This window comes from Stenotrophomonas sp. 2YAF26 (assembly GCF_052114625.1).
Lineage (GTDB): Bacteria > Pseudomonadota > Gammaproteobacteria > Xanthomonadales > Xanthomonadaceae > Stenotrophomonas > Stenotrophomonas indicatrix.
Window position 1 is genome coordinate 112,166 of sequence record NZ_JBFRFC010000004.1, and the last position, 22,116, is coordinate 134,281.

At 66.9% G+C, this 22,116-nt stretch carries 17 protein-coding genes; 9 read left to right on the top strand and 8 right to left on the bottom strand.

Features of this window, described 5'->3' with window-relative positions:
- Positions 1 to 226: 226 nt before the first annotated feature.
- From AB4Y98_RS06060 to AB4Y98_RS06070, 3 genes are all read right to left on the bottom strand, one after another.
- Entirely contained in the window at positions 227 to 2,254 is a 2,028-nt protein-coding gene (locus AB4Y98_RS06060; protein ID WP_442243979.1) for an XVIPCD domain-containing protein, read from the bottom strand.
- A gap of 107 nt (positions 2,255 to 2,361) precedes the next feature.
- Positions 2,362 to 3,297 (bottom strand): hypothetical protein, encoded by a 936-nt coding sequence (locus tag AB4Y98_RS06065; RefSeq protein ID WP_442243980.1) that lies wholly within the window; start codon positions 3,295 to 3,297, stop codon positions 2,362 to 2,364.
- Positions 3,298 to 3,501: 204 nt separating this feature from the next.
- On the bottom strand, positions 3,502 to 4,140 hold the full coding sequence (locus tag AB4Y98_RS06070; protein WP_282280333.1) for a response regulator transcription factor: 639 nt from the start codon (positions 4,138 to 4,140) through the stop codon (positions 3,502 to 3,504).
- A 75-nt stretch (positions 4,141 to 4,215) separates the two neighbouring features.
- Here AB4Y98_RS06070 and AB4Y98_RS06075 point away from each other — a divergent pair, with 75 nt between their 5' ends.
- Positions 4,216 to 7,827: an ATP-binding protein gene (locus AB4Y98_RS06075; RefSeq protein WP_442243981.1), complete on the top strand. Its 3,612-nt coding sequence runs from the start codon at positions 4,216 to 4,218 to the stop codon at positions 7,825 to 7,827.
- Here the strand turns inward: AB4Y98_RS06075 and AB4Y98_RS06080 are convergent.
- Together AB4Y98_RS06080 and AB4Y98_RS06085 are read right to left on the bottom strand one after the other, a co-directional pair.
- Positions 7,821 to 8,222 (bottom strand): c-type cytochrome, encoded by a 402-nt coding sequence (locus AB4Y98_RS06080; RefSeq protein ID WP_442243982.1) that lies wholly within the window; start codon positions 8,220 to 8,222, stop codon positions 7,821 to 7,823. The two genes, AB4Y98_RS06075 and AB4Y98_RS06080, sit on opposite strands and share 7 nt — an antisense overlap.
- 66 nt (positions 8,223 to 8,288) lie before the next feature.
- Positions 8,289 to 9,965 (bottom strand): electron transfer flavoprotein-ubiquinone oxidoreductase, encoded by a 1,677-nt coding sequence (locus AB4Y98_RS06085; protein WP_025875865.1) that lies wholly within the window; start codon positions 9,963 to 9,965, stop codon positions 8,289 to 8,291.
- A 307-nt stretch (positions 9,966 to 10,272) separates the two neighbouring features.
- Between AB4Y98_RS06085 and AB4Y98_RS06090 the strand changes: the two genes are divergently transcribed.
- Positions 10,273 to 11,436, top strand: coding sequence for an acyl-CoA dehydrogenase family protein (locus tag AB4Y98_RS06090; RefSeq protein WP_442243983.1), 1,164 nt, complete (start codon positions 10,273 to 10,275; stop codon positions 11,434 to 11,436).
- A 241-nt stretch (positions 11,437 to 11,677) separates the two neighbouring features.
- Here the strand turns inward: AB4Y98_RS06090 and AB4Y98_RS06095 are convergent, their stop codons facing one another.
- Together AB4Y98_RS06095 and AB4Y98_RS06100 are read right to left on the bottom strand one after the other, a co-directional pair.
- Entirely contained in the window at positions 11,678 to 12,157 is a 480-nt protein-coding gene (locus AB4Y98_RS06095) for a tRNA (cytidine(34)-2'-O)-methyltransferase (protein ID WP_005407625.1), read from the bottom strand.
- A gap of 70 nt (positions 12,158 to 12,227) precedes the next feature.
- Positions 12,228 to 12,704 (bottom strand): hypothetical protein, encoded by a 477-nt coding sequence (locus AB4Y98_RS06100; protein WP_313251988.1) that lies wholly within the window; start codon positions 12,702 to 12,704, stop codon positions 12,228 to 12,230.
- A 403-nt stretch (positions 12,705 to 13,107) separates the two neighbouring features.
- On the opposite strand from AB4Y98_RS06100, the gene AB4Y98_RS06105 reads away from it, so the two are divergent.
- The 4 genes from AB4Y98_RS06105 to AB4Y98_RS06120 all read left to right on the top strand — a co-directional run bounded on the left by AB4Y98_RS06105 (position 13,108) and on the right by AB4Y98_RS06120 (position 18,489).
- Positions 13,108 to 15,957 carry a M16 family metallopeptidase gene (locus tag AB4Y98_RS06105; protein ID WP_442243984.1) on the top strand — a complete coding sequence of 950 codons (2,850 nt, stop codon included), beginning with the start codon at positions 13,108 to 13,110 and terminating at the stop codon, positions 15,955 to 15,957.
- 144 nt (positions 15,958 to 16,101) lie between these two features.
- Complete coding sequence (locus tag AB4Y98_RS06110) at positions 16,102 to 16,419, top strand: DUF4156 domain-containing protein (protein ID WP_442243985.1); 318 nt, start codon at positions 16,102 to 16,104, stop codon at positions 16,417 to 16,419.
- A 102-nt stretch (positions 16,420 to 16,521) separates the two neighbouring features.
- On the top strand, positions 16,522 to 17,538 hold the full coding sequence (locus AB4Y98_RS06115) for a 3-oxoacyl-ACP synthase III (protein ID WP_100554389.1): 1,017 nt from the start codon (positions 16,522 to 16,524) through the stop codon (positions 17,536 to 17,538).
- Between the two features lie 60 nt (positions 17,539 to 17,598).
- Positions 17,599 to 18,489: an alpha/beta fold hydrolase gene (locus AB4Y98_RS06120; RefSeq protein WP_442243986.1), complete on the top strand. Its 891-nt coding sequence runs from the start codon at positions 17,599 to 17,601 to the stop codon at positions 18,487 to 18,489.
- Between the two features lie 117 nt (positions 18,490 to 18,606).
- Here the strand turns inward: AB4Y98_RS06120 and AB4Y98_RS06125 are convergent, their stop codons facing one another.
- Positions 18,607 to 19,032: a YkgJ family cysteine cluster protein gene (locus tag AB4Y98_RS06125; RefSeq protein WP_025875849.1), complete on the bottom strand. Its 426-nt coding sequence runs from the start codon at positions 19,030 to 19,032 to the stop codon at positions 18,607 to 18,609.
- Positions 19,033 to 19,134: 102 nt separating this feature from the next.
- Here AB4Y98_RS06125 and oleC point away from each other — a divergent pair, with 102 nt between their 5' ends.
- The 3 genes from oleC to AB4Y98_RS06140 all read left to right on the top strand — a co-directional run bounded on the left by oleC (position 19,135) and on the right by AB4Y98_RS06140 (position 22,053).
- Positions 19,135 to 20,793 carry an olefin beta-lactone synthetase gene (gene oleC / locus AB4Y98_RS06130; RefSeq protein ID WP_442243987.1) on the top strand — a complete coding sequence of 553 codons (1,659 nt, stop codon included), beginning with the start codon at positions 19,135 to 19,137 and terminating at the stop codon, positions 20,791 to 20,793.
- Positions 20,790 to 21,776 (top strand): 2-alkyl-3-oxoalkanoate reductase, encoded by a 987-nt coding sequence (oleD, locus tag AB4Y98_RS06135; RefSeq protein WP_105163252.1) that lies wholly within the window; start codon positions 20,790 to 20,792, stop codon positions 21,774 to 21,776. The genes oleC and oleD overlap by 4 nt, the downstream gene beginning before the upstream one ends.
- Before the next feature lie 121 nt (positions 21,777 to 21,897).
- The gene (locus tag AB4Y98_RS06140; protein WP_025875842.1) at positions 21,898 to 22,053 is read left to right on the top strand and encodes a DUF1328 domain-containing protein; all 156 of its coding nucleotides are present in this window, start codon (positions 21,898 to 21,900) and stop codon (positions 22,051 to 22,053) included.
- Positions 22,054 to 22,116 lie beyond the last annotated feature (63 nt).

Consider the following 22,116-nt stretch of genomic DNA (forward strand, 5'->3'; position numbering starts at 1 on the left):
ATGCCACGGTGGGCAGGGAGGGCGCTGGGCGCCCCGGCTGCCGTAGGGACCACGCTGGTGCCCGGACATTGCCGGAACATTGCGCGCGATCCCCGTGCGGCTTGCGCATTCATCTAGCGTCAGGCGGCATGAAGCGAGGCTGAAAGCGCGGCGGCCGCTCAGCTGCCAGAAAGGAAAAGGGCCGCAGTACGCGGCCCTTCCCCTGGCTTCCCCTGCCTGGCCTGGCTCAGTGGCCCATGGCGCGCTGGGCCTGCTTCACCTGCTCCTGCTGGGCGTCCTGCTGCTGCAGCACATTCGGTGCACCGTGCACCGCACCACTGCTGAGTGCCATGCTCTGCTCGCTGGCCGCACGGGTGTCCACCGCCGCGCGGCAGGCAGCCGGGTCACCGGCGGTGCCCTGTACGGCAAACATGCGCTCGCCGTTGGTGCTGGGCACCACCGAATCGATGCGCTGCATGCCGCTGGCCTGCGCTTCCTTGGTCAGTGCAGCGGCGGCGGCCTCCAGTGCATGGCGGTCCTTGAAGGTGCCTGCCGGCAGGCCTTCCATGCCCTTCACGGCCTGGTTGTACATCGGGTTCTGCGGATGGCGCTCGTCATTGAGCAGCGGGCGCTCGCGCGCGTCCTTGATCGCATCCAGCGTCTTCGGGCCGATGATGCCGTCCACTGCCAGACCGTTGTCCTTCTGCAGCTGGCGCACGGCAGCCTCGGTGTTGCGACCGAACTTTCCATCCTCGACCAGTGGCTTGCCATCAGCACCCACATAGCCCAGGTGGCCCAGCTGTTCCTGCGCCCTGCGCACACCTTCGCCGTGTGCACCCTGCTTATGCACTTCGTTGCTGGTCTGCGGCTTTTCCTGCGCTGCCGGCTTCGGCTCGGCCGCACCCTTGGCCTGCGCCTGCTCGTGCGTCTGGCTGCGGTTTTCCAGCAGGTCGCGTGCCTGGTGCAGCGGATCGGAGGCGAACAGCTTCCAGTTCGGGTGGTCCTTCACCTGCTTGAGGTAGTCCTCCACCGGCATGGTATGCACGCCCAGCTTGCCGGTCGACTGGCTGATCAGCAGCTTGTCGGTGTTCGGGTCACGCACCACCATCACGATGTGGTCGATGCCATTCCAGTGCTCGTGCTTGGTCTTGGCCGTATCCAGGCCGATCACCATGCCTTCCTTCAGCGCATGCGGCTTGAGGATGTCGTCGCGCTTGAGCAGCACGCCGGAGTCCTTGTAGGCCTCATGCACGATACCGCCGGAGCCGGCGAAGCCCAGCTTGATCTTGTCGGCGTCGGCGAACACCGCATGGCCGGCTTTCTGGTTGATCTCATCCTGGGTCTTGTTGAGCATCGTGCCGACCCAGCCAGAGCAGTCGATGTAGCCTTGGTCGACGTTCTTGCCGGTGACACCCTTGCCACGGTAGTACTGGCTGGACTCGATGTTGATCGCGTACTTGACGTTGTCGTACTTCACGCCGGCGTTGTAGGCCGCATCCAGCGAAATGCCGGGTGCATCCGGCTTGGCTGCTGCGGCCGTGGCGGTAGCGGCGATGGCTGCGGCACCGGCGGCGACAGCGGCCTGCGCGGCGGGGGTCACGGTCTGCGTCGGTGCGGCCTGCACCGGTGCCGGACGCGCCTGGGCCTCGGTGATCGGTGCGATGTTCTTTTCCGGGATGCTGATCGCGTCGTACTTGCGGTCGTAGTACTGGGCGAAGGTGCTGGCCAGGTCGCGATCATTCATCGTGCGCATCTCGGCGCGCGTATGCCCGGTCAGCGCTTCGACGTCACCGCCGATCTGGCCCATGATGCGCGGGCGCATGTCGATCGGATCGCCGTGGCCGTCGCGCACGACGCCGAACGTGCCGGTGGCGATCGCGGTCTGGATCGAACCGTAGCCGGCCGCACCCTGCTGGTGTGCCAGATACAGGTCAAGGCCGCTCGGCTTGTCATCACCGGACAGGTAGGGATGGCCGGTGCGGTCATGGCGCTTTTCCATGTCCACCAGGTTGCGCTTGAACATCTCCGCTGCCGCTTCGGTATTGCGGGTCGGGTCGTACTCGTGGCCGGTCAGGCCGTACTGCTTGGCCGACGACGGCAGGAACTGGAACAGGCCCTTGGCATCGGTCTTGTCGTTGTGCGCGCGCTCGTTGAAGCGGCCACCGGTCTCGATGTGGGCAAAGCGCAGGAAGTCCTCGCTGGCGATGCCCTTGCGCTGTGCCACCTGCTCGATGATGTCGAGAACTTCCTTTTTGCTGTAGTCACGTTGTGCCATGACACTTCCTCTGGGGTTGATGGAGCGGCCTTTGCCGCGATACGCCAACCGGACTCATCCGTGAGTCTTCAACATGTCGGTCAACAGGTGCTGCGGGGTGGTGCGTCTTACTTTTCGACGTAGGCCTTGCGGGCAGCGTCGTAGTGGTACTGGCGCGCGTCGGCCGCACCCAGCGCACGGGTCTGGCCCGGGCCGGAAATGGTGGTGCCGGTGGCGGTGACCGTGATGGTGGGCAGGTCGCTGCCGGCGACGGCGCTGAAGGCCAGTACGCCTCGGTTGCTGACGCATGGCATCACCTGGCCCTCGTCGCAGGCGGCCGAATTGTCTTCGCCAGTGATCACCGTGCCCGCGCTGGCCCAGACCTGGCCGTCTTCGGACTTCTCGTAGTCCGGGTTGAATACCAGCACGGTGTAGCTTTCGATGCTGGTACCGGTGGCGAAGGTGCTGGTCGGCACCGCCAGCACCAGCTTGCCGGCCGGAGTGCGGTATTCCAGCGGCTTGCGCTTGCTGTCGATGTCCGGCGCGGTGCCATAGGCGCCGACGGTACCGATCCACGGTTCGGCGCCCTTGAACACCCAGGGACGATCCGGCTTGTCGCCGGTCAGGGTGAAGGTGGCTTCGGTCAGGGTGACCTGGCTGTCCGGACCGGCTTCGTCTTCGCCGGGCTTGCCGTACTTCTGCGGTGTGTTCCAGGCAAAGCCGGTGTAATAGCGGGTGCCGGCCAGTTCGAAGGCATGGCCGAACCAGAAGGTGGCGACACTGCCATTGGCTACTTCATACGAAACGGCGCCATCGCCGTCGACGTCGTAGATGAAATACAGCACGCTGCCGGCATCGGGGGGCGTGGCGGTGGCCGTGGTGGCGGGTGTGGCGGAGCTCTGCATCGGGGCAACATCCTGTCGTGGCGCGGTGGCGCCCTGTGGTGACGCGGTCGAAGGCGAGGGGGTGCAGGCGCTGGCAAGCAGCGCAACGAGCAGGCCGGCGAACGTCGCACACAGGCGTGGGCGGACACGGGCCAAGCGGGATTCCGGAAGGATCTTCATGCACCTCTCCATGGTTTGCGGGCGTCGGGCAGGAAGGCCAACGCAGAACACGCCCCGCCCTCGATGAGGGGGAACGTCGTGATGAGCCGGTCGATTCCTTCGACCTCGCATAGGAAAACCCATCGACGCGGATGATGGCACAGATGCGACGGCGATCACAGGGGGCAGGGAGGAGCCTCCCGCCAGAGAACTGCGAACGGTGTCTCAGATCCTGCCGTCGCGCAGGTAGTCGAACAGCTCCGCGTCGCCCTTCAGCCCGAGCTTGAGCATGGCGTCACCCTTCTGGCGGCTGATGGTGCTGACGCTCTTGTGCAGCTGCAGCGAGATTTCCTTGACCGTCATGCCGGTGCCGAGCAGCCGCAGCACCTCCACTTCGCGCGGCGACAACGGCTTGCCGTCACCCTCGCGCATGCGCCAGCTGCCGGCTTCCTCCACCCGCTCGCGCAGGCTGCGGCTGATGTAGGACTGGCCGCGATAGACCGCCTGGATCGCCTGCGGCAGTTCATCCATCGACGAACTCTTGTCGACCAGGCCGAGCACGCCGCTGTCGAGCACCATGCGCAGGATCGCCAGGTTGTTGGAGACGCTGAGCATGAGCACCGGCAGGTCGGGATGGCGGCGGCGGATCATGCCGATCATGGCGAAGCCATCGGCCTGCGGGCTGCCAGGCATCGAGTAGTCGGTGACCAGCAGGTCGCAGGGCTGGGTCGTCAGCAGGGTCATCAGCGCCTGGGCGCTGTCGGCCTCGCCAACGACTCGGCCAACGCCGCTGGATTCGATGACGGCGCGGGTACCGATGCGGACCACGGGGTGATCGTCTGCGATGATGATGCGCAAGGTCATGCTCTAGTATGGCCACCGGCACGCCGGACCGCGACCGTCGCGGTCCCTGGCAGGACTTCCAGGAGATCGTTGCAGATGCGCAGCTGGGCGGCTCGTGGACTGATCCTGTTGACGACCCTGCTGGCGCTGCCGGCGCTGGCCCAGCCTGCGTCCACGCCGGGGCCGTTGCCGCTCAGCCCCCTGCAGCGCGAGTACCTGGCCGCACATCCTGTTGTCGTTGTTGGACAGTATGACAGTGGCTGGCCTCCTTTTGAGTCGATCCAGGACGGGAAGCAGGTGGGCCTGGGCCCGGACTACCTGACGCTTTCGGCCCGGCAGCTTGGCCTGAAGGTGGAGACGCGCCGTTTTGCGGACTGGCCCTCCGTGCTGGATGCGGCATGTCGCGGCGAGATCGACGTGGTAATGAACATCGCGCTCAGCGCCGAGCGTACCCGTTGCATGGTCTACACCGCTGCCTATGCCGAGGCACCGTTGGCCATGGTCGGACGTCCCCAGGACCTGCGTGCATCGGAAGCCCCCGATCTTGATGGCCTGCGCGTTGTGGTCGAGCAGGACTTCATGACCGGACCGCAGGTGCGTGCGCGGTTCCCAAGGGCACGACAACTTGTCGCAGACAACACGCTGACGGCCTTGCGTATGGTCAGAGACGACAAAGCCGACATTTTCATCGGCAATGCCTACGTGGCAACGGAACTGATCGCCGCCAACGGGTTGAAGGGTGTGGCGTTGCTGCGGCCCAGCGATCTGCCGCCGGAGCAGTTGCATTTCGGTGTGCCCAACAGCAAACAGCCGTTGTCCGAGGCACTGGACCTGGCGCTTGCCGCCGTCAGCGAAGCGCAGCGTGACGCCCTGGCGCAGCGCTGGCTGCCACCGCCGCAGTGGTCGGCGTCGGCGCAGCTGGCATTGAGCCAGGCCGAGAAACGCGTGCTGCAGCAACCCTTGAAGATCGGCTTTGCGCCCAACGCCGCGCCGCTGTCGTTCGCCGACAGGAATGGCAAGCCCAGTGGCCTGACCAACGAATACCTGCAGCGCCTGCTGCAGGCCGGCGCCAACCTGCAGGTCGAAAACAGCCATGACTGGTACGAGGTGCGCGAGAAGGCGCGCCGCGGGGAACTGCAGGCGGTGATCGGCATTCCTGCCGATTCGAACTATCTCGGGCCGGAATGGGTGTTCAGCCAACCCTTCATCACCGTGCCCAATGTGATCGTCACCCGCACTGACAGTCCGTCGATGCTGGGTCTGTCGGACCTGGACGGCAAACGCGTGCTGCTGTCCGATCCGGAGCGCATCCGCGGCTATGTGCAGCAACAGGCGCCTTCGGTGAAGATCGTCGCCGCGCGCAGCGCTGAACAGGCCCTGCAACGCCTTGCCGATGGTGAGGCCGATGCCTACGTGGGCAACCTGGCGCTGGTCGACCAGTTGCTGCGCACCCGCTTTCCGGGGCGCCTGCAGCTGGCCGCACCAGCCGGATTCAACGACCAGCTGACACTGGCCGTGGAGCGCCGCCATGCGGCCCTGGCAACGACCTTCGACCGCCTGCTGCTGCAGATGGGCCCCCGCCGCCGCGAAGCCCTGCGCGGCGATTGGCTGTCGGTGGAATACCGTGGGGGGGTGGACTGGGGCACGCTGCTGCGCTGGGGTCTTCCCCTGTTGCTGGTGCTGGCCACTGCGGTGGCGGTGCATGGGCTGGGCCACTGGCGGTTGCGCCGCGAAGTGGCCGGCCGCCGTGAGCTGGAACAGCGCCTCGCCGAGGTGACCGACAACCTGCCAGCCATCGTTTACCAGGCCCGCCGCGAAGCGGATGGCACCCTGAGCTTCCCCTTCATTGCCGGCGATGTGCAGTCGATGTTCGGCATCAGCCGGCAGCAGGCGGAGTCGGATGGACAGGCGCTGCTGGCGTGCATCGATGCCGAGGACCGCGAAAAGGTGCTGCACGCGATGGACCTCGCGGCGCGCAACTTTGCACCGCTTTCCTTCGAGTTCCGTATCCATGGCGACGGAAGCGCGCCCTGCTGGGTGCGCAGCCAGGCACATCCGTATTCAACGGAAGCGGGCGCGGTGACCTGGAGTGGCTACTGGGTGGACGTGAGCCAGGCGCGCGCGCAGGCCGACGCGCTGGCCGCAGCGATGGTCGAAGCCGAGCAGGCTGCAGCAGCGAAATCACGCTTCCTGGCCACCATGAGCCATGAAATCCGCACACCGATGAGCGGTGTGCTGGGTATGTTGGAAGTGCTGGCGCATTCGCCGCTGGACGCCGAACAGCAACGCATCCTCGGCGTGATCGAAGACTCGGCGCAGATGCTGCGGCAGATCCTGGACGACATCCTCGACTATTCGCGGATGGAAGCGGGCGCGCTGCGCCTGGAGCCGGTACCGCTGCCGGTGCGGCCACTGCTGGAAGGGGTCCATCGATTGTTGTTGCCGCAGGCCACGGCGCGCGGGCTGGATCTGCAGCTGGACATCGACGAACAACTGGCCCAGGCCCATGAAGTGGATGGCGTGCGCCTGCGCCAGATCGTGTTCAATCTGCTCAGCAACGCCATCAAATTCACCGTGAAGGGCTCGGTGCGGCTGCAGCTGGAGGTGTTGGGGCCTACTGCCGAGGATGGCAGCCAGCCGCTGCGCCTGAGCGTCACCGACACCGGCATCGGCATCGCGCCGGAACAGCTGCCGACCCTGTTCGAACCCTTCACCCAGGCCGGTGCGTACATCCAGCGCGACCATGGGGGCACCGGGCTGGGCCTGAGCATCTGCCGGCGCCTGGTGCAGAAGATGGACGGCGAACTGAAGCTCGAAAGCACGCTGGGCGAAGGGACGCGGGTTGACGTGCTGCTGTCGCTGGTGGAGGCGCGCAGCGAGGATGTGATCGCGCTGCAGGCCGAGCATCAGCAGATCGCGCTGCTGCCCCCTGATCTGCGCCAGGCACGGGTGATGGTCATTGAAGACCATCCCACCAACCAGGCGATGATGGCCTGGCGCCTGCAGCAGCTGGGCGTGCCGCACGTGCTGGTCGATGACGGGCAACAGGCACTGGACCGGCTGGCGGAGGAATCCTTCGATCTGGTCATCACCGATTGCCGCATGCCGGTGCTGGATGGATTCGGCTTCACCCGCCTGCTGCGCGAGCGCGAGGGGCGCAACGGCCAGCCACGGATGCCGGTGCTGGCGCTGACCGCCAGCGTGCTTGACGATGACGCACGCCGCTGCCGCGAAGCCGGCATGGACGACGTGCTGGCCAAGCCGTTGTCGCTGGCGACGCTGCGGCAGGCACTGCTGCGCTGGTTGCCGCGCGCCGAGGGTGCTGAAGATGACCCGGCCACCGTGGACAGCGATGACGATGAGTCCGATGGTGACGAGGGGCTACCCGACCTGGCGACCCTTCAACGGCGCTTCGGTTCGCGCGAGATCGCCCGGCAGCTGCACGACAGCCTGGTCAAGGCCAGCAACGAGGACATCGCGGCCCTGCAGCGCGCGCTGCACGAAGGCGACCGGGTGACGGCCGCGTTGCACCTGCATCGGCAGGCCGGTGCGCTGGGCGCGGTGGGTGCGCGTAGCCTGGCCGATCGCGCCAACGCGCTGGTGGAACGGTTGCAGGCCGCAGGCGATGCGGAGATCGCATCGACGATCGCCGACGCGGGGCAGTTCGTGGCGCATCTGCAGCAACAGCTACAGCGCTTGGCTCATTGAGCTGCGTGTTCCTGCAGGTAGGCGATCACAAGTGCGCGACGCTCCGGGCTGGGGAACGCGTTGTACATGCGCGTACCGGGCACCAGATGGGTGGGCGACTGCAGGAAGGTGTCCAGGGTCTGCGCACTCCACACGAAGTCGGCATGGCGCATGCCCTGCGAATATCCGTAGTCGGGCAGGCTGCCCGCACGGCGGCCGATCACCCCATGCAGATTGGGACCGAAACGATGGATGCCGCCCGCCTTGACGGTGTGGCAGCCGGCACACAGTTCGAACGCCTGTTGCATGGCCTGCTGGCGCGCCTGTTCGGGCGTACTGGGCGCAGCCGGCGGGCGCTGGCACGCACTGGCGACCAGGATCGTGGCAACAACGGGAAGCAGACGATGGGCACGCATGGACGAGCAGGATAACGGGCGCACGCGCCGTGGGGCTGCGACCGGCCGTCGCAGCCCCATCGCCGGTCACATGCCGGAGTAGTTCGGTCCGCCGCCGCCCTGCGGGGTCACCCAGACGATGTTCTGGGTCGGATCCTTGATGTCGCAGGTCTTGCAGTGCACGCAGTTCTGCGCGTTGATCTGCAGCCGCGCATCGTTGCCGTCGCCGACGAATTCGTACACGCCCGCCGGGCAGTAGCGCGCTTCCGGACCGGCGTACTCGGCCAGGTTCACCTTCACCGGGATGCTCGCATCCTTCAGCGTCAGGTGGCTGGGCTGGTTCTCGTCGTGGTTGGTGCTGCTGAGGAACACCGAGCTGAGGCGGTCGAAGGTCAGCACGCCATCGGGCTTGGGATAGGCAATGCGCGTGTGCTTGGATGCCGGCTCCAGGCAGGCGTGGTCCGGGATGCTGTGGCGCAGGGTCCACGGTGGGTTGCGCACGCCCAGCTTCGGCAGCAGCCACTGCTCGATGCCGGTCATCAGCGTGGCCACGGTCTGGCCCTTCTTGAACCACTGCTTGAAGTTCTTGGACAGCTTCAGTTCGTCGTGCAGCCAGCTGGTTTCAAAGGCGGCCGGGTAGGCGCTGAGCTCATCGTGCTGGCGATCGGCCACCAGCGCGTCGAAGGCGGCATCGGCGCACAGCATGCCGGTCTTGATCGCGGCGTGGCTGCCCTTGATGCGGCTGACGTTGAGGTAGCCGGCTTCGCAGCCGACCAGCGCGCCGCCCGGGAACACGGTCTTGGGCAGCGACATCAGGCCACCGGCGGTGATCGCACGCGCGCCGTAGCCGATGCGGGTGCCGCCTTCCAGATGCTTGCGGATCGACGGATGGGTCTTGAAGCGCTGGAATTCCTCGAACGGGCTCAACCACGGGTTCTTGTAGTCCAGGCCGACCACGTAGCCGATGGCAACCTTGCCGCCGTCGGCGTGGTACAGGAAGGCACCGCCGTAGGTGTCGGTATCCAGCGGCCAGCCGGCGGCGTGCACCACCAGGCCCGGTTCATGCTTGGCCGGGTCGATCTGCCACAGTTCCTTGATGCCGATGCCGTAGGCCTGCGGATCCTTGCCTTCGTCCAGCTTGAAACGGCTGATCAGCTGGCGGCCGAGGTGGCCGCGCGCGCCTTCGGCGAACACCGTGTACTTCGCATGCAGGGCCATGCCGCGCTCGAAGGCCGGACCGATCGTGCCGTCCTTTTCGATGCCCATGTCGCCGGTAGCCACGCCGATCACCGCGCCGTCATCGCCGTACAGCACTTCGGCGGCGGCGAAGCCGGGGAAGATCGCCACTTCCAGCGCCTCGGCCTGCTGCGCCAGCCAGCGGGTGACTTCGCCCAGGCTGATGATGTAGTTGCCTTCGTTGTGGAAGCACTCGGGCAACAGCGCGTGCGGGGTGGTGCGCGCGCCGGTCTCGCTGAGGAACAGGAACTCGTCGCGGGTGACCTTCTGCTTCAGCGGTGCGCCGCGCTCGGCCCAGTCCGGGAACAGTTCGGTCAGCGCGCGCGGGTCCATCACCGCGCCGGACAGCACGTGCGCGCCGGGTTCGGAGCCCTTCTCCAGCACGCATACCGACAGTTCGCGGCCGGCGTCGATCGCACGTTGGCGCAGGCGGATCGCGGTGGCCAGGCCGGCCGGGCCGGCACCGACGACGACCACGTCGAATTCCATGACTTCACGCGGGGGCAGGGCGTTGGCTTCAGCACTCATCGATTGCATGACTCGTGGGTAGTGCCGGCATCGGGGCCACCGGCGGTTGCCTGGGAATCGCGCGTGCAGCCACGGGCGAAACGGTTGTTTGAATGTGTCAGGGTACCGGGACGGGCGTGATCGAGCTAGATCGCCGATGTTCACATCGCAATTGCTGCAATGCAGCGTAATGCGCGTGGTCTGGCAGGTGCCAACCTTGGTGGACGTGAGCGGAAACACCAGCGCCGACCAGGGTCGGCCTCTACCCGCACACCAACTCCGCCCGGATGGCCGACAATGGCGGCAGTCCCGACTGCGTGTGAGTGCCATGGCTTTGGATCCGTACGACCTGTTCGATGTCCGTTCCCTGCTCAGCGAGGAAGAGCGCGCGGTACAGGAGAGCGTGGCCCGCTTCACCAACGAGCGCGTGCTGCCGATCATCGGTGATGCCTTCGACCAGGCACGGTTCCCGTCGGAACTGGTGCCGGAGATCGCCGCGCTTGGGCTGCTCGGCGCCACGCTGCCGGCCGAGTACGGCGGCGGCGACATGGGGGCGGTGAGTTACGGGCTGATCTGCCAGGAGCTGGAGCGCGGCGATTCGGGCCTGCGCAGCTTCGTGTCGGTGCAGAGCTCGCTATGCATGTACCCGATCTTTGCTTACGGCAGCGAAGAACAGCGCCGGCAATGGCTGCCGGCGATGGCCCGCGGCGAACTGATCGGCTGCTTCGGCCTGACCGAGGCACATGGCGGTTCCGACCCGGCCAGCATGAAGACCCGCGCGGTGCGCGATGGCAGCGACTGGCGCATCAACGGCAGCAAGATGTGGATCACCAGCGGGCCGGTGGCCGACCTGGCCATCGTCTGGGCACAGACCGAAGACGGCATCCAGGGCTTCGTGCTGGAGAAGGGCATGCCCGGCTTCACCACCCAGGAAATCAAGCACAAGATGAGCCTGCGCGCGTCGCTGACCGGCGCGCTGTTCTTCGACGACGTGCGCGTGCCCGACAGCCACCGCCTGTCGAACGTGAAGGGGCTGAAGGGGCCGCTGGGCTGCCTGACCCAGGCGCGTTTCGGCATCAGCTGGGGCCCGATCGGCTCGGCCATCGCCTGCCTGGACGAAGCGCTGGGCTATGCCAAGGAGCGCGTCCTGTTCGGCCGTCCGTTGGCCGCCACGCAGAGCGCGCAGATCAAGCTGGCCGACATGGCCAGGCGCATCACCATGGCGCAGCTGCTGGCGTTGCAGCTGGGCCGCCTGAAGGAAGCCGGGCAGGTGCAACCGCAGCAGGTCAGCCTGGCCAAGTGGAACAACTGCCGCATGGCGATCGACATCGCCCGCGAATGCCGCGACCTGCTGGGCGGCGCCGGCATCACCACCGAGCACGTGGCGATCCGCCATGCGCTGAACCTGGAATCGGTGATCACCTATGAAGGCACCGAGACCGTGCACCAGCTGGTGATCGGCCGCGAGCTGACCGGCATCAACGCGTTCTGAGCGGGGTGGGGAACAGCCATCCACGCATGGCGTGGATCTACCCGCGGCTGTTGGGTCCGCCTTGAAGCGGGCCGAGGAGCGCAGGGTACCGGTGCGCAGCACCGGCTCGCGGATGGCGGCGCGTTTCTTTGGTTACTTTCTTGATGGCGCACATTCATGTGCGCCACCCTACGGGCCGGCTACGCCGTTCCGCGCTGCTCCTGCAGCGCGGTGCGCGAGCAAAGAAAGTGACAAACGCGAACTACGCCCCGCCAGCAAACCCATGCTGGCGCCACGCCTCGTACATCACCACCGCAACGGTGTTGGACAGGTTGAGGCTGCGGTTGTCCGGCCGCATCGGCAGGCGCAGCCGGCGACCATCGGGCAGGGCATCAAGCACGTCCTGCGGCAGGCCACGACTTTCCGGGCCGAACAGGAAGGCATCACCGTCTTCGAACGCCACGCTGTCATAGCGGACGCTGGCACGCGTACTCAGGGCGAACAACCGCTTCGGTGCGATCCGCGCCAGCGCAGTGTCCAGGTCCGGATGCACCTGCAGGCGCGAGTACTCGTGGTAGTCCAGGCCGGCGCGCTTGAGCTGCTTGTCTTCCAGTGCGAAGCCGAGCGGCTCGACCAGGTGCAGCTGCGCGCCGGTGTTGGCGCAGAGCCGGATCACATTGCCAGTGTTGGGCGGGATTTCCGGTTGGAACAGGATCACGTGGAACTGGGGCGCGGCATTCATCGGCGCAGTGTACCTGCGACGGCGGCCGCCTTTACGACGCACGCCCCGCGCGGGGCAGGGCGGACGTCGCTTACGGGCGCAGCAGGACCTGGGCGGTTTCGGCAGCGAAGGCCTGCAGCTGGGCGGCGCTCGGACGCACCTGCAGGGCCGGCAGGTTGACGATCACCTGGTTGGCGACGCTGGTGGCGGCCGCTGCCAGGGTGGCGGCGTAGCGCTGGGCTTCCTGCTCGGCAGCCAGGGCGACACGCTGCTCCAGGCTCGGGCGCACTTCAACCGAGGCCAGGGTGGTGATCGGCAGTGCGGCGGCGACCGGGCTGGCGATGAAGCCGCCGCGCTCGGCCAGCTGGTCGACACTCGGACGCACTTCGACAGTGGCCAGGGTCGGGATGCCGCTGGCCTGTTCCCAGGCCTGCTGGACCAGCTGGTCGGCGGCCGGGCGGACCTGCACGGTGGACAGGGTCTTGATGGATTCGGAGGCCTGCACCGACGAAACAACCGCGGTGCCGGCGATCAGGGCGATGGCGATGGCAATGGTCTTGGCGTTCATGACGGGGCCTGTTTAGTGTTGGTGAGCAGTGGTGTGGTAGTAAGGTAGAACACCAGTTCTGGGGATGCAAGCGGAATTTTCGATTTCCTGCTTGTGTTCAGTCTTCAGTCAGCTTTCGTCTGAAGCCCTTCCTGGCGCAGGAAGTACAAAGCAATCCCCGTGCCAACTTTTAGTCGTTGATTCATAAGGGTTTTATGGATCGCCGAAAGTGTCCGCAGGGCGGACACCTGTCCATTCCGGGGCTGCGGACACTGTCCGGACGTGAATCACCGCCGTTCGTGACCCGGGAACGGCCAATCACGAAGGCCGATAGGCCGATCACCCCCAGTGACTGGTGGCCGATACCGGTGGCCGCACGCCCGCGCTAGGATCGGGATTCACCTATGTGACCAAGGACCCGGATATGTCGCTCACCCTGCGCCCGCGCGCCGCGCTGCTCGCTGTTGCTCTCAGTACTGCTCTCGGCACGCTTGCGCCGACCTACGCGCTGGCGGCCAAGCCGGCCGCGACCAGCAAGGTCGATATCCCGTTCGAGCAGTTCACCCTGCCCAACGGCCTGCGGGTGGTGGTGCATACCGATCGCAAGGCACCGATCGTTGCGGTCAACATCTGGTACCACGTCGGCAGCAAGGACGAGCCCGCCGGCCGTACCGGCTTCGCGCATCTGTTTGAACACCTGATGTTCCAGAGCAGCGAGAACCACGACGGCGAGTACTTCGAGCCCTTCAAGCAGGTGGGCGCCACCGGCCAGAACGGCACCACCAATACCGACCGCACCAACTATTTCGAGAACGTGCCGACCACCGCGCTGGACATGGCGCTGTGGATGGAATCGGACCGCATGGGCCATCTGGTTGGCGCGATCGACCAGGCTGCGCTCGACGAACAGCGTGGCGTGGTGCAGAACGAGAAGCGCCAGGGCGAGAACCAGCCCTATGGCCAGGTGTGGGAACAGCTCAACCGCGCGCTGTATCCGGTGGGCCACCCGTACCACCACAGCGTGATCGGCTCGATGAACGATCTCAACGCCGCTTCGCTGGACGACGTCAAGACCTGGTTCCGCACCTGGTACGGGCCGAACAACGCGGTGCTGGTGCTGGCCGGTGACATCGACCTGGCCACGGCCAAGGAAAAGGCCGCCAAGTACTTCGGCAGCATCCCGGCCGGCCCGACCATGGCGCAGCCGAAGGTGGACGTTGCCAAGCGCCCGGCCGACACCCGCGAGGTGATGACCGACAAGGTGCCGCAGGCGCGCATCTACCGCGCCTGGAACGTGGCGCAGGTCGGCACCACCGACGTCGACCAGCTGCAGCTGCTGGCCTATGTGCTCGGCGGCGCCAAGTCTTCGCGCCTGAGCCAGCGCCTGCAGCACCAGGACAAGCTGGTCGACAACATCAGCGCTGGCGCCTACGCCTCGCAGCTGGGTTCCAACTTCATGGTGATGGCCACGGTGAAGCAGGGCCAGGACCCGGCCAAGGTCGAAAAGATCATCGATGAGGAAATCGAGCGCCTGCTCAAGGAGGGCCCGACCGCCGAAGAACTGGCACGTGCCAAGACCGGCTCCCGGGCAGGTTTCATCCGCGGCATCGAGCGCATCGGCGGCTTCGGCGGCAAGGCAGACGCGCTGGCCGAATGCACGGTCTACACCGGCGACCCGGGCTGCTTCCGCACCTCGCTGGCCAACATCGACAAGGCCACCGCTGCCGACCTCAAGCGCCTGGGCGCGCAGTGGCTGGACAAGGGCAGCCACACCTTGGTGGTCGAGCCGGGTGAACGCGTTGCGCTGAAGGAAGATCCTTCGCAGGCGCCGAAGCCGTTCAACGTGCCGGCCGTGGACAGCAAGTACAGCACCCTGCCCGAGCAGGTGGACCGCAAGGCCGGCGTGCCTCAGACCCGCGAGTTCCCGCAGTTGAAGTTCCCGGCCCTGCAGCGCGCCACGCTGAAGAACGGCACCCAGGTGGTGCTGGCCGAGCGCCATGAAATTCCGGTGGTGCAGTTCAGCTACCAGTTCCCGGGCGGTTTCACCGCTGACCAGGGCCGCAAGCCGGGCACCGCCAACTTCACCATGAGCCTGATGACCGAAGGCGCCGGCAAGCTGGGGTCGCTGGCCTTCGCCGATGCAGCCGATGCGCTGGGTGCGGACCTTGATGCGTCCGCCGGCCTGGATTCGGTGGATGTGGAACTGTCCGCGCTGAAGGAGAACCTGGTGCCGTCGTTGGCGCTGTATGCCAGCCTGCTGCGCGAGCCGCGCTTCGAGCAGAGCGAGATCGAGCGGGTCAAGGCGACCTGGATCGCCGGCATCCAGCAGGAGAAGGTCAATCCGGGTGCGGTGGCGATGCGCGTGCTGCCGCCGCTGCTGTACGGGAAGGGCCATCCGTACGCGATCCCGTTCACCGGCAGCGGTGACGAAGCGGCGATCAGCAGCCTGGGCCGCGAGGACCTGGTCGACTTCCACCGCGACTGGCTGCGTCCGCAGGACGGCACCCTGATCGTGGTTGGCGATACCACCCTGGCCGAGATCGTGCCGCTGCTGGACAAGCAGCTGGGCGACTGGAAGGCCACCGGTGATGCGCCGACGATCAAGGCCACCACCGCCGTGGCGCTGCCGAAGAGCCCGCGCGTGTTCCTGATCGACCAGCCGGGCGCGGTGCAGGCCAACCTGTTCGCCGGCCAGGTCGTGCCGCCGTCCAGCGACGCCAGCTCGACCCGCTTCGACATCGCCAACGGCGTGATCGGTGGTGACTTCACTTCGCGCCTGAACATGAACCTGCGCGAGGACAAGCACTGGTCCTACGGCGCCCGCACCAGCGCCAGCAACACCGTGGGCCAGCGCCCGTGGATGGCGATGGCACCGGTGCAGATCGACAAGACCGGCCCGGCCATGGCGGAAATGCGCAAGGAGATCGCCGAGTTCGCCAACGGCAGCAAGCCGGCGACCGACGCGGAAGTGGCGCGCATCCGCAACATCCAGACGCTGAGCCTGCCCGGCGCCTACGAGACAGCCAGCGCGGTGGCCGCGACCATCGGCACGATCGTGCAGTTCAAGCGTCCGGACGACTACGTGCTGCGCCGCAAGGCCGAGATCGAAGCGATGACCCCGGCACAGGTGCAGCAGGCGGCAGCGGAGATCAAGCCGCAGGCGCTGACCTGGGTGGTGGTGGGTGACCTCAAGCAGACCGAAGCGGCCGTGCGCGCCTTGAACCTGGGCGAAGTGACCGTGATCGATGCCGAAGGCAACCCGGTCAAGAAGTAAGGGATGTGCCTGCCCGCTCCGGCGGGCAGGCCTCCGGTGGTAGTGCCGGCCGCTGGCCGGCAACCTCACGATGGGGGCTCACCGGCTATCCCTGATTCAGACGGTTCAGGCACACTCCTGACATTCCCTTCCAGGATCCTGCCCATGCGCGTTCTGCTGCTGTCGTCCCTGTTGCTCACCGTCACCGCCTGCACCTGGGTGCCGATCGAACCGGCCGGCAAGGCGACCCGCGTGCTGCCGGCAGGCCCGGTACCGGCCGGCTGCATCTCCAAGGGCGAAGTGGTGGTGACCGTGAAGAGCAAGGTCGGCTTCTACAACCGCAACCCGCTGCGCGTGCAGGAAGAGCTGGAAACCCTGGCCCGCAACGAGGCCCCGACCACCGGCGCCAATGTCGTGCAGGCCGCTGCGGCCCCGGCCGATGGCAGCCAGCGCTTCGCCGCCTTCCAGTGCCCGCCGCGCTGAATCCTTCACCATACGGCCAAGGCTGAATTCGTAAAGATGCGGTGAAGGGCCGGGGGGTTATAGAATAGCGCCCCCTTTGCCTGAGCCTTGGCGCTAACCTCGATGCTCTTCAAGAATGTCTCGATTGCCGGCCTGGCTCACGTTGATGCGCCGCACACGCTGACGACCAAGGAAATCAACGAACGCCTGCAGCCGACGCTGGATCGCCTTGGTATCCGTACCGACGTCCTCGGCGACATCGCCGGCATCCACGCGCGCCGCCTGTGGGACAACGGCGTCCTGGCGTCCGATGCGGCCACCATGGCTGGCCGCAAGGCGCTGGAAGACGCAGGCATCGATGCGACGCAGGTCGGCCTGTTGATCAACACCTCGGTCAGCCGTGACTACCTGGAGCCGTCCACCGCTTCCATCGTGTCCGGCAACCTCGGTGTCAGCGACGAGTGCATGACCTTCGACGTCGCCAATGCCTGCCTGGCCTTCATCAACGGCATGGACATCGCTGCGCGCATGCTTGAGCGCGGTGAGATCGACTATGCGCTGGTGGTGGATGGCGAGACCGCCAACCTGGTGTACGAAAAGACCCTGGAGCGGATGACCGCGCCGGACGTCACCGCCGACGACTTCCGCAACGAGCTGGCGGCGCTGACCACCGGTTCCGGTGCGGCCGCGATGGTGATGGCCCGTTCGGAGCTGGTCCCCGACGCGCCGCGCTACAAGGGTGGCGTGACCCGCTCGGCCACCGAGTGGAACCAGCTGTGCCTGGGCAACCTGGACCGCATGGTCACCGACACCCGCATGCTGCTGATCGAAGGCATCAAGCTGGCCCAGAAGACCTTCGCCGCCGCCAAGATCGCACTGGGCTGGGCAGTGGAAGAGCTGGACCAGTTCGTCATCCACCAGGTCAGCCAGCCGCACACCGCTGCGTTCATCAAGAATTTCGGCATCGATCCGAAGAAGGTCATGACCATCTTCGGTGAGCACGGCAACATCGGTCCGGCCTCGGTGCCGATCGTGCTGAGCAAGCTCAAGCAGCTGGGCAAGCTGAAGAAGGGCGATCGCATCGCGCTTCTGGGCATTGGTTCTGGCCTGAACTGCTCGATGGCTGAAGTGGTCTGGTAAGCAGCCCGCTGCGTTGATTCCAAGGGCCGGTTTACCGGCCCTTTTTACAGGTGCGATCCGATGTCCCAGCTTCCCGGTTACCCCGCCCACCCGCAGCGTTTCGAGGTCCGCCCCGGCCTGTCGATGAACTATCTCGACGAGGGCCCGCGCGACGGCGAGGTAGTGGTGATGGTGCACGGCAACCCGTCGTGGAGCTATTACTGGCGCACGCTGGTGGCCGGCCTGTCGGACAAATACCGCTGCATCGTGCCGGACCATATCGGCATGGGCCTGTCGGACAAGCCCGACGACAGCCGCTACGAGTACACGCTGCAGTCCCGCGTGGATGATCTGGATGCGCTGCTGAAGCATCTGGGCATCACCGGCCCGGTGACGCTGGCCGTGCACGACTGGGGTGGCATGATCGGCTTCGGCTGGGCGCTGTCGCACCACGACCAGGTCAAGCGCCTGGTGGTGCTCAACACCGCCGCGTTCCCGATGCCGGCGGCGAAGAAGATGCCGTGGCAGATCGCGCTGGGGCGGCACTGGAAGATCGGCGAGTGGATCATCCGCACCTTCAATGCGTTCTCGTCCGGTGCCTCGTGGCTGGGCGTGGAGCGGAAGATGCCGGCCGACGTGCGCCGCGCCTACGTGTCGCCGTACAACAGTTACGCCAACCGCATCAGCACCATCCGCTTCATGCAGGACATCCCGCTGTCGCCGGCCGACAAGGCGTGGTCACTGCTGGAGCGCGCCGGCAAGGCGCTGCCGTCGTTCGCCGATCGTCCGGCCTTCCTCGGCTGGGGCCTGCGTGATTTCGTGTTCGACCACCACTTCCTGAAGGGCTTCCAGGCGGCGTTGCCGAAGGCGCAGGTGCATGCCTTCGAGGATGCCGGCCACTACGTGCTGGAAGACAAGCATGAAGTGCTGGTGCCGGAGATCCGGGCGTTCCTGGACAAGAACCCGATCTGAAGAGTGTGCCGACCAACGGTCGGCACCCACCGGGAGAATGAACGGGTGGGTGCCGGCCGCTGGTCGGCACGCCTGGGGAAGGGATGGGTGGGTGCCGACCGTTGGTCGGCACGCATGTCATGCCGCAATCGGCGCCTGTGGCGAGGGGCTGTTGCCGTTGTCGTCCGGGTGGTCGTCGTCGTTGTCCGCGCCGTCGCGCCAGCGCCAGTCGGCCAGGGTCAGCGGATCCAGCCCATAGGCGATGCGGGCCTTGTCGCACTGCGGGCTGGCCTTGCCGTATTCCCACGATGCATCCACCTCGCGGCACACGCTGGGGCGGTTGGGGTGGATCGTGCAGCGCGAATAGACGCCGATCTGCGCGTCCAGCGCCACGCAGCGCACCGGCTTGGAATGGGTGCCGCGCATGCACAGGCGGTGCGGGTCGAGCACCTCGGTGAGCTGGTGCGGCACGCCGCCGGGGGTGACCTCGTCCGATTCCATCCAGTGGAAGGCCACGCGGTACTGGGTGCAGCAGGCGCCGCAGGTCATGCAGGGATGTTGCATGGGCAAACCGCCTCGGGCGGCATCGGGGAAGGGACGAGGATGCGGATTTTCCACGCTGGCGGCCGCCGCGCAAGAAATTCCGTAAGCGGCGACAATGAACGGATGAACCGATCCTGCAACATCGCCGCGCGGCTGCCCGAGCTGGCGCGTGAACGCCCCGACCAGATCGCCATCCGCTGCCCCGGGCGCCGCGGCGCCGGCAACGGCATGGCGGCCTACGACGTGACCCTGGATTACCGCCAGCTGGACGCCCGCAGCGATGCGATGGCGGCCGGCCTGGCCGGTTACGGGATCGGCCGCGGGGTGCGCACGGTGGTGATGGTGCGGCCGTCGCCGGAGTTCTTCCTGTTGATGTTCGCCCTGTTCAAGCTGGGCGCGGTGCCGGTGCTGGTCGATCCGGGCATCGACAAGCGCGCGCTGAAGCAGTGCCTGGACGAGGCACAGCCGCAGGCCTTCATCGGCATCCCGCTGGCCCACGTGGCGCGGCTGGCGCTGCGCTGGGCGCCTTCGGCGACCCGTCTTGTCACGGTCGGTCGCCGCCTGGGCTGGGGCGGTACCACGCTGGCCGCGCTGGAGCGTGCCGGCGCCAACAGCGGCCCGATGCTGGCCGACACCGATGGCGAGGACACGGCGGCGATCCTGTTCACCAGCGGCTCCACCGGCGTGCCCAAGGGCGTGGTCTACCGCCACCGCCACTTCGTCGGCCAGATCGAGCTGCTGGGCAGCGCCTTCGGCATGGAGGCGGGCGGGGTGGACCTGCCGACCTTCCCGCCGTTTGCGCTGTTCGATCCGGCACTGGGCCTGACCTCGGTGATTCCGGACATGGACCCGACCCGGCCGGCCCAGGCCGACCCGGCGCGCCTGCATGACGCCATTCAGCGCTTCGGCGTGACCCAGCTGTTCGGCTCGCCCGCGCTGATGCGGGTGCTGGCGCGGCACGGGCGGCCGTTGCCGACGGTGACCCGGGTGACTTCGGCCGGTGCGCCGGTGCCGCCGGACGTGGTCGCCACCATTCGCAGCCTGTTGCCGGCCGATGCCCAGTTCTGGACGCCGTATGGCGCGACCGAGTGCCTGCCGGTGGCGGTGGTCGAGGCGCGCGAGCTGGAGCGTACGCGCGCGGCCACCGAGGGCGGTGCCGGCACCTGCGTCGGCAGCGTGGTCGTACCGAACGAAGTACGCATCATCGCCATCGACGATGCGCCGCTGCCGGACTGGTCGCAGGCGCGCGTACTGGCCGTGGGCGAGATCGGTGAGATCACCGTGGCCGGGCCGACGGCCACCGACAGTTATTTCAACCGTCCGCAGGCGACGGCGGCGGCGAAGATCAGCGAAACCCTGGCCGATGGCAGCGTTCGCATCGTGCATCGCATGGGCGATGTCGGCTACTTCGATGCGCAGGGACGGCTGTGGTTCTGTGGCCGCAAGACCCATCGCGTGGAAACCGCCCACGGTCCGCTGTACACCGAACAGGTCGAGCCGGTGTTCAACACCGTACCCGGCGTGGCACGCACGGCGCTGGTGGGCGTCGGCGCGGCCGGTGCGCAGGTGCCGGTGCTGTGCGTGGAGCTGCAGCGTGGCCAGTCCGACAGCCCTGCCCTGCGCGAGGCGCTGCATGCCACGGCCGCTGCGCGTCTGCCCGAGATGAAGCTGGAACACGTGCTGATGCATCCGGCGTTCCCCGTCGATATCCGTCACAACGCCAAGATCGGCCGCGAGAAGCTCGCCGTCTGGGCACGCGCCGAACTGGAGAAGCGCGCATGAAGATCCTGGTCACCGGTGGTGGTGGTTTCCTTGGCCAGGCGCTGTGCCGTGGCCTGGTCGAACGTGGCCACCAGGTGCTGGCATTCAACCGCAGCCACTACCCGGAACTGCAGGCGCTGGGCGTGGGCCAGATCCGCGGTGACCTGGCCGATCCGCAGGCGGTGCTGCATGCGGTGGCCGGCGTCGATGCGGTGTTCCACAACGGTGCCAAGGCGGGTGCGTGGGGCAGCTATGACAGCTACCACCAGGCCAACGTGGTCGGCACCGACAACGTCATCGCCGCCTGCCGTGCGCATGGCATCGGCAGGCTGGTCTACACCTCCACGCCCAGCGTGACCCACCGCGCCACGCACCCGGTGGAAGGACTGGGTGCGGACGAAGTGCCGTATGGCGAGGATTTCCAGGCGCCCTACGCGGCGACCAAGGCGATTGCCGAACAGCGCGTGCTGGCGGCCAATGACGCGACCCTGGCAACCGTGGCGTTGCGTCCGCGGTTGATCTGGGGCCCGGGCGACCAGCAGCTGGTGCCACGCCTGGCCGATCGTGCACGTGCTGGCCGTTTGCGCCTGGTGGGCGACGGCAACAACAAGGTCGATACCACGTACATCGACAACGCCGCGCTGGCGCATTTCCTCGCCTTCGAGGCGCTGGCACCGGGCGCGGCCTGCGCCGGCAAGGCGTACTTCATTTCCAATGGCGAACCGCTGCCGATGCGCGAGCTGGTCAACAAGCTGCTGCAGGCGGTGGGCGCTCCAACCGTGGACAAGGCGATCAGCTTCAAGACGGCGTATCGGATCGGCGCGATCTGCGAGCGGCTGTGGCCGCTGCTGCGCCTGCGTGGCGAGCCGCCGCTGACGCGCTTCCTGGCCGAGCAGCTGTGCACGCCGCACTGGTACAGCATGGAGCCGGCGCGCCGTGATTTCGGCTACGTGCCGCAGGTCAGCATCGAAGAAGGGCTGCGACGACTGAAGGCCGCATCATGACGGCGGCATCACCGCGCTGAAGCCTTCATTACGCGCAGAGATCGCCATCACCGGTTGCACACCGGCAGATGCGCAGGATGGACACAACGCCACCCACGGCCGACCACCTGCGAGGAGCACCATGCTGCATTACGCCGTCATCTTCTTTGTCATCGCCATCATCGCCGCCGTGCTCGGTTTCTCCGGCATCGCCGGTGCCGCCAGCAACATCGCCTGGATCCTGTTCGTGGTGTTCCTGGTGCTGGCGGTGATCTCGATGTTCCGCAAGCGCACATGACCGCTTGAGCAGTAGTGCCGGCCGCTGGCCGGCAACCTCGATTACCCGGGGTTGCCGACCGGC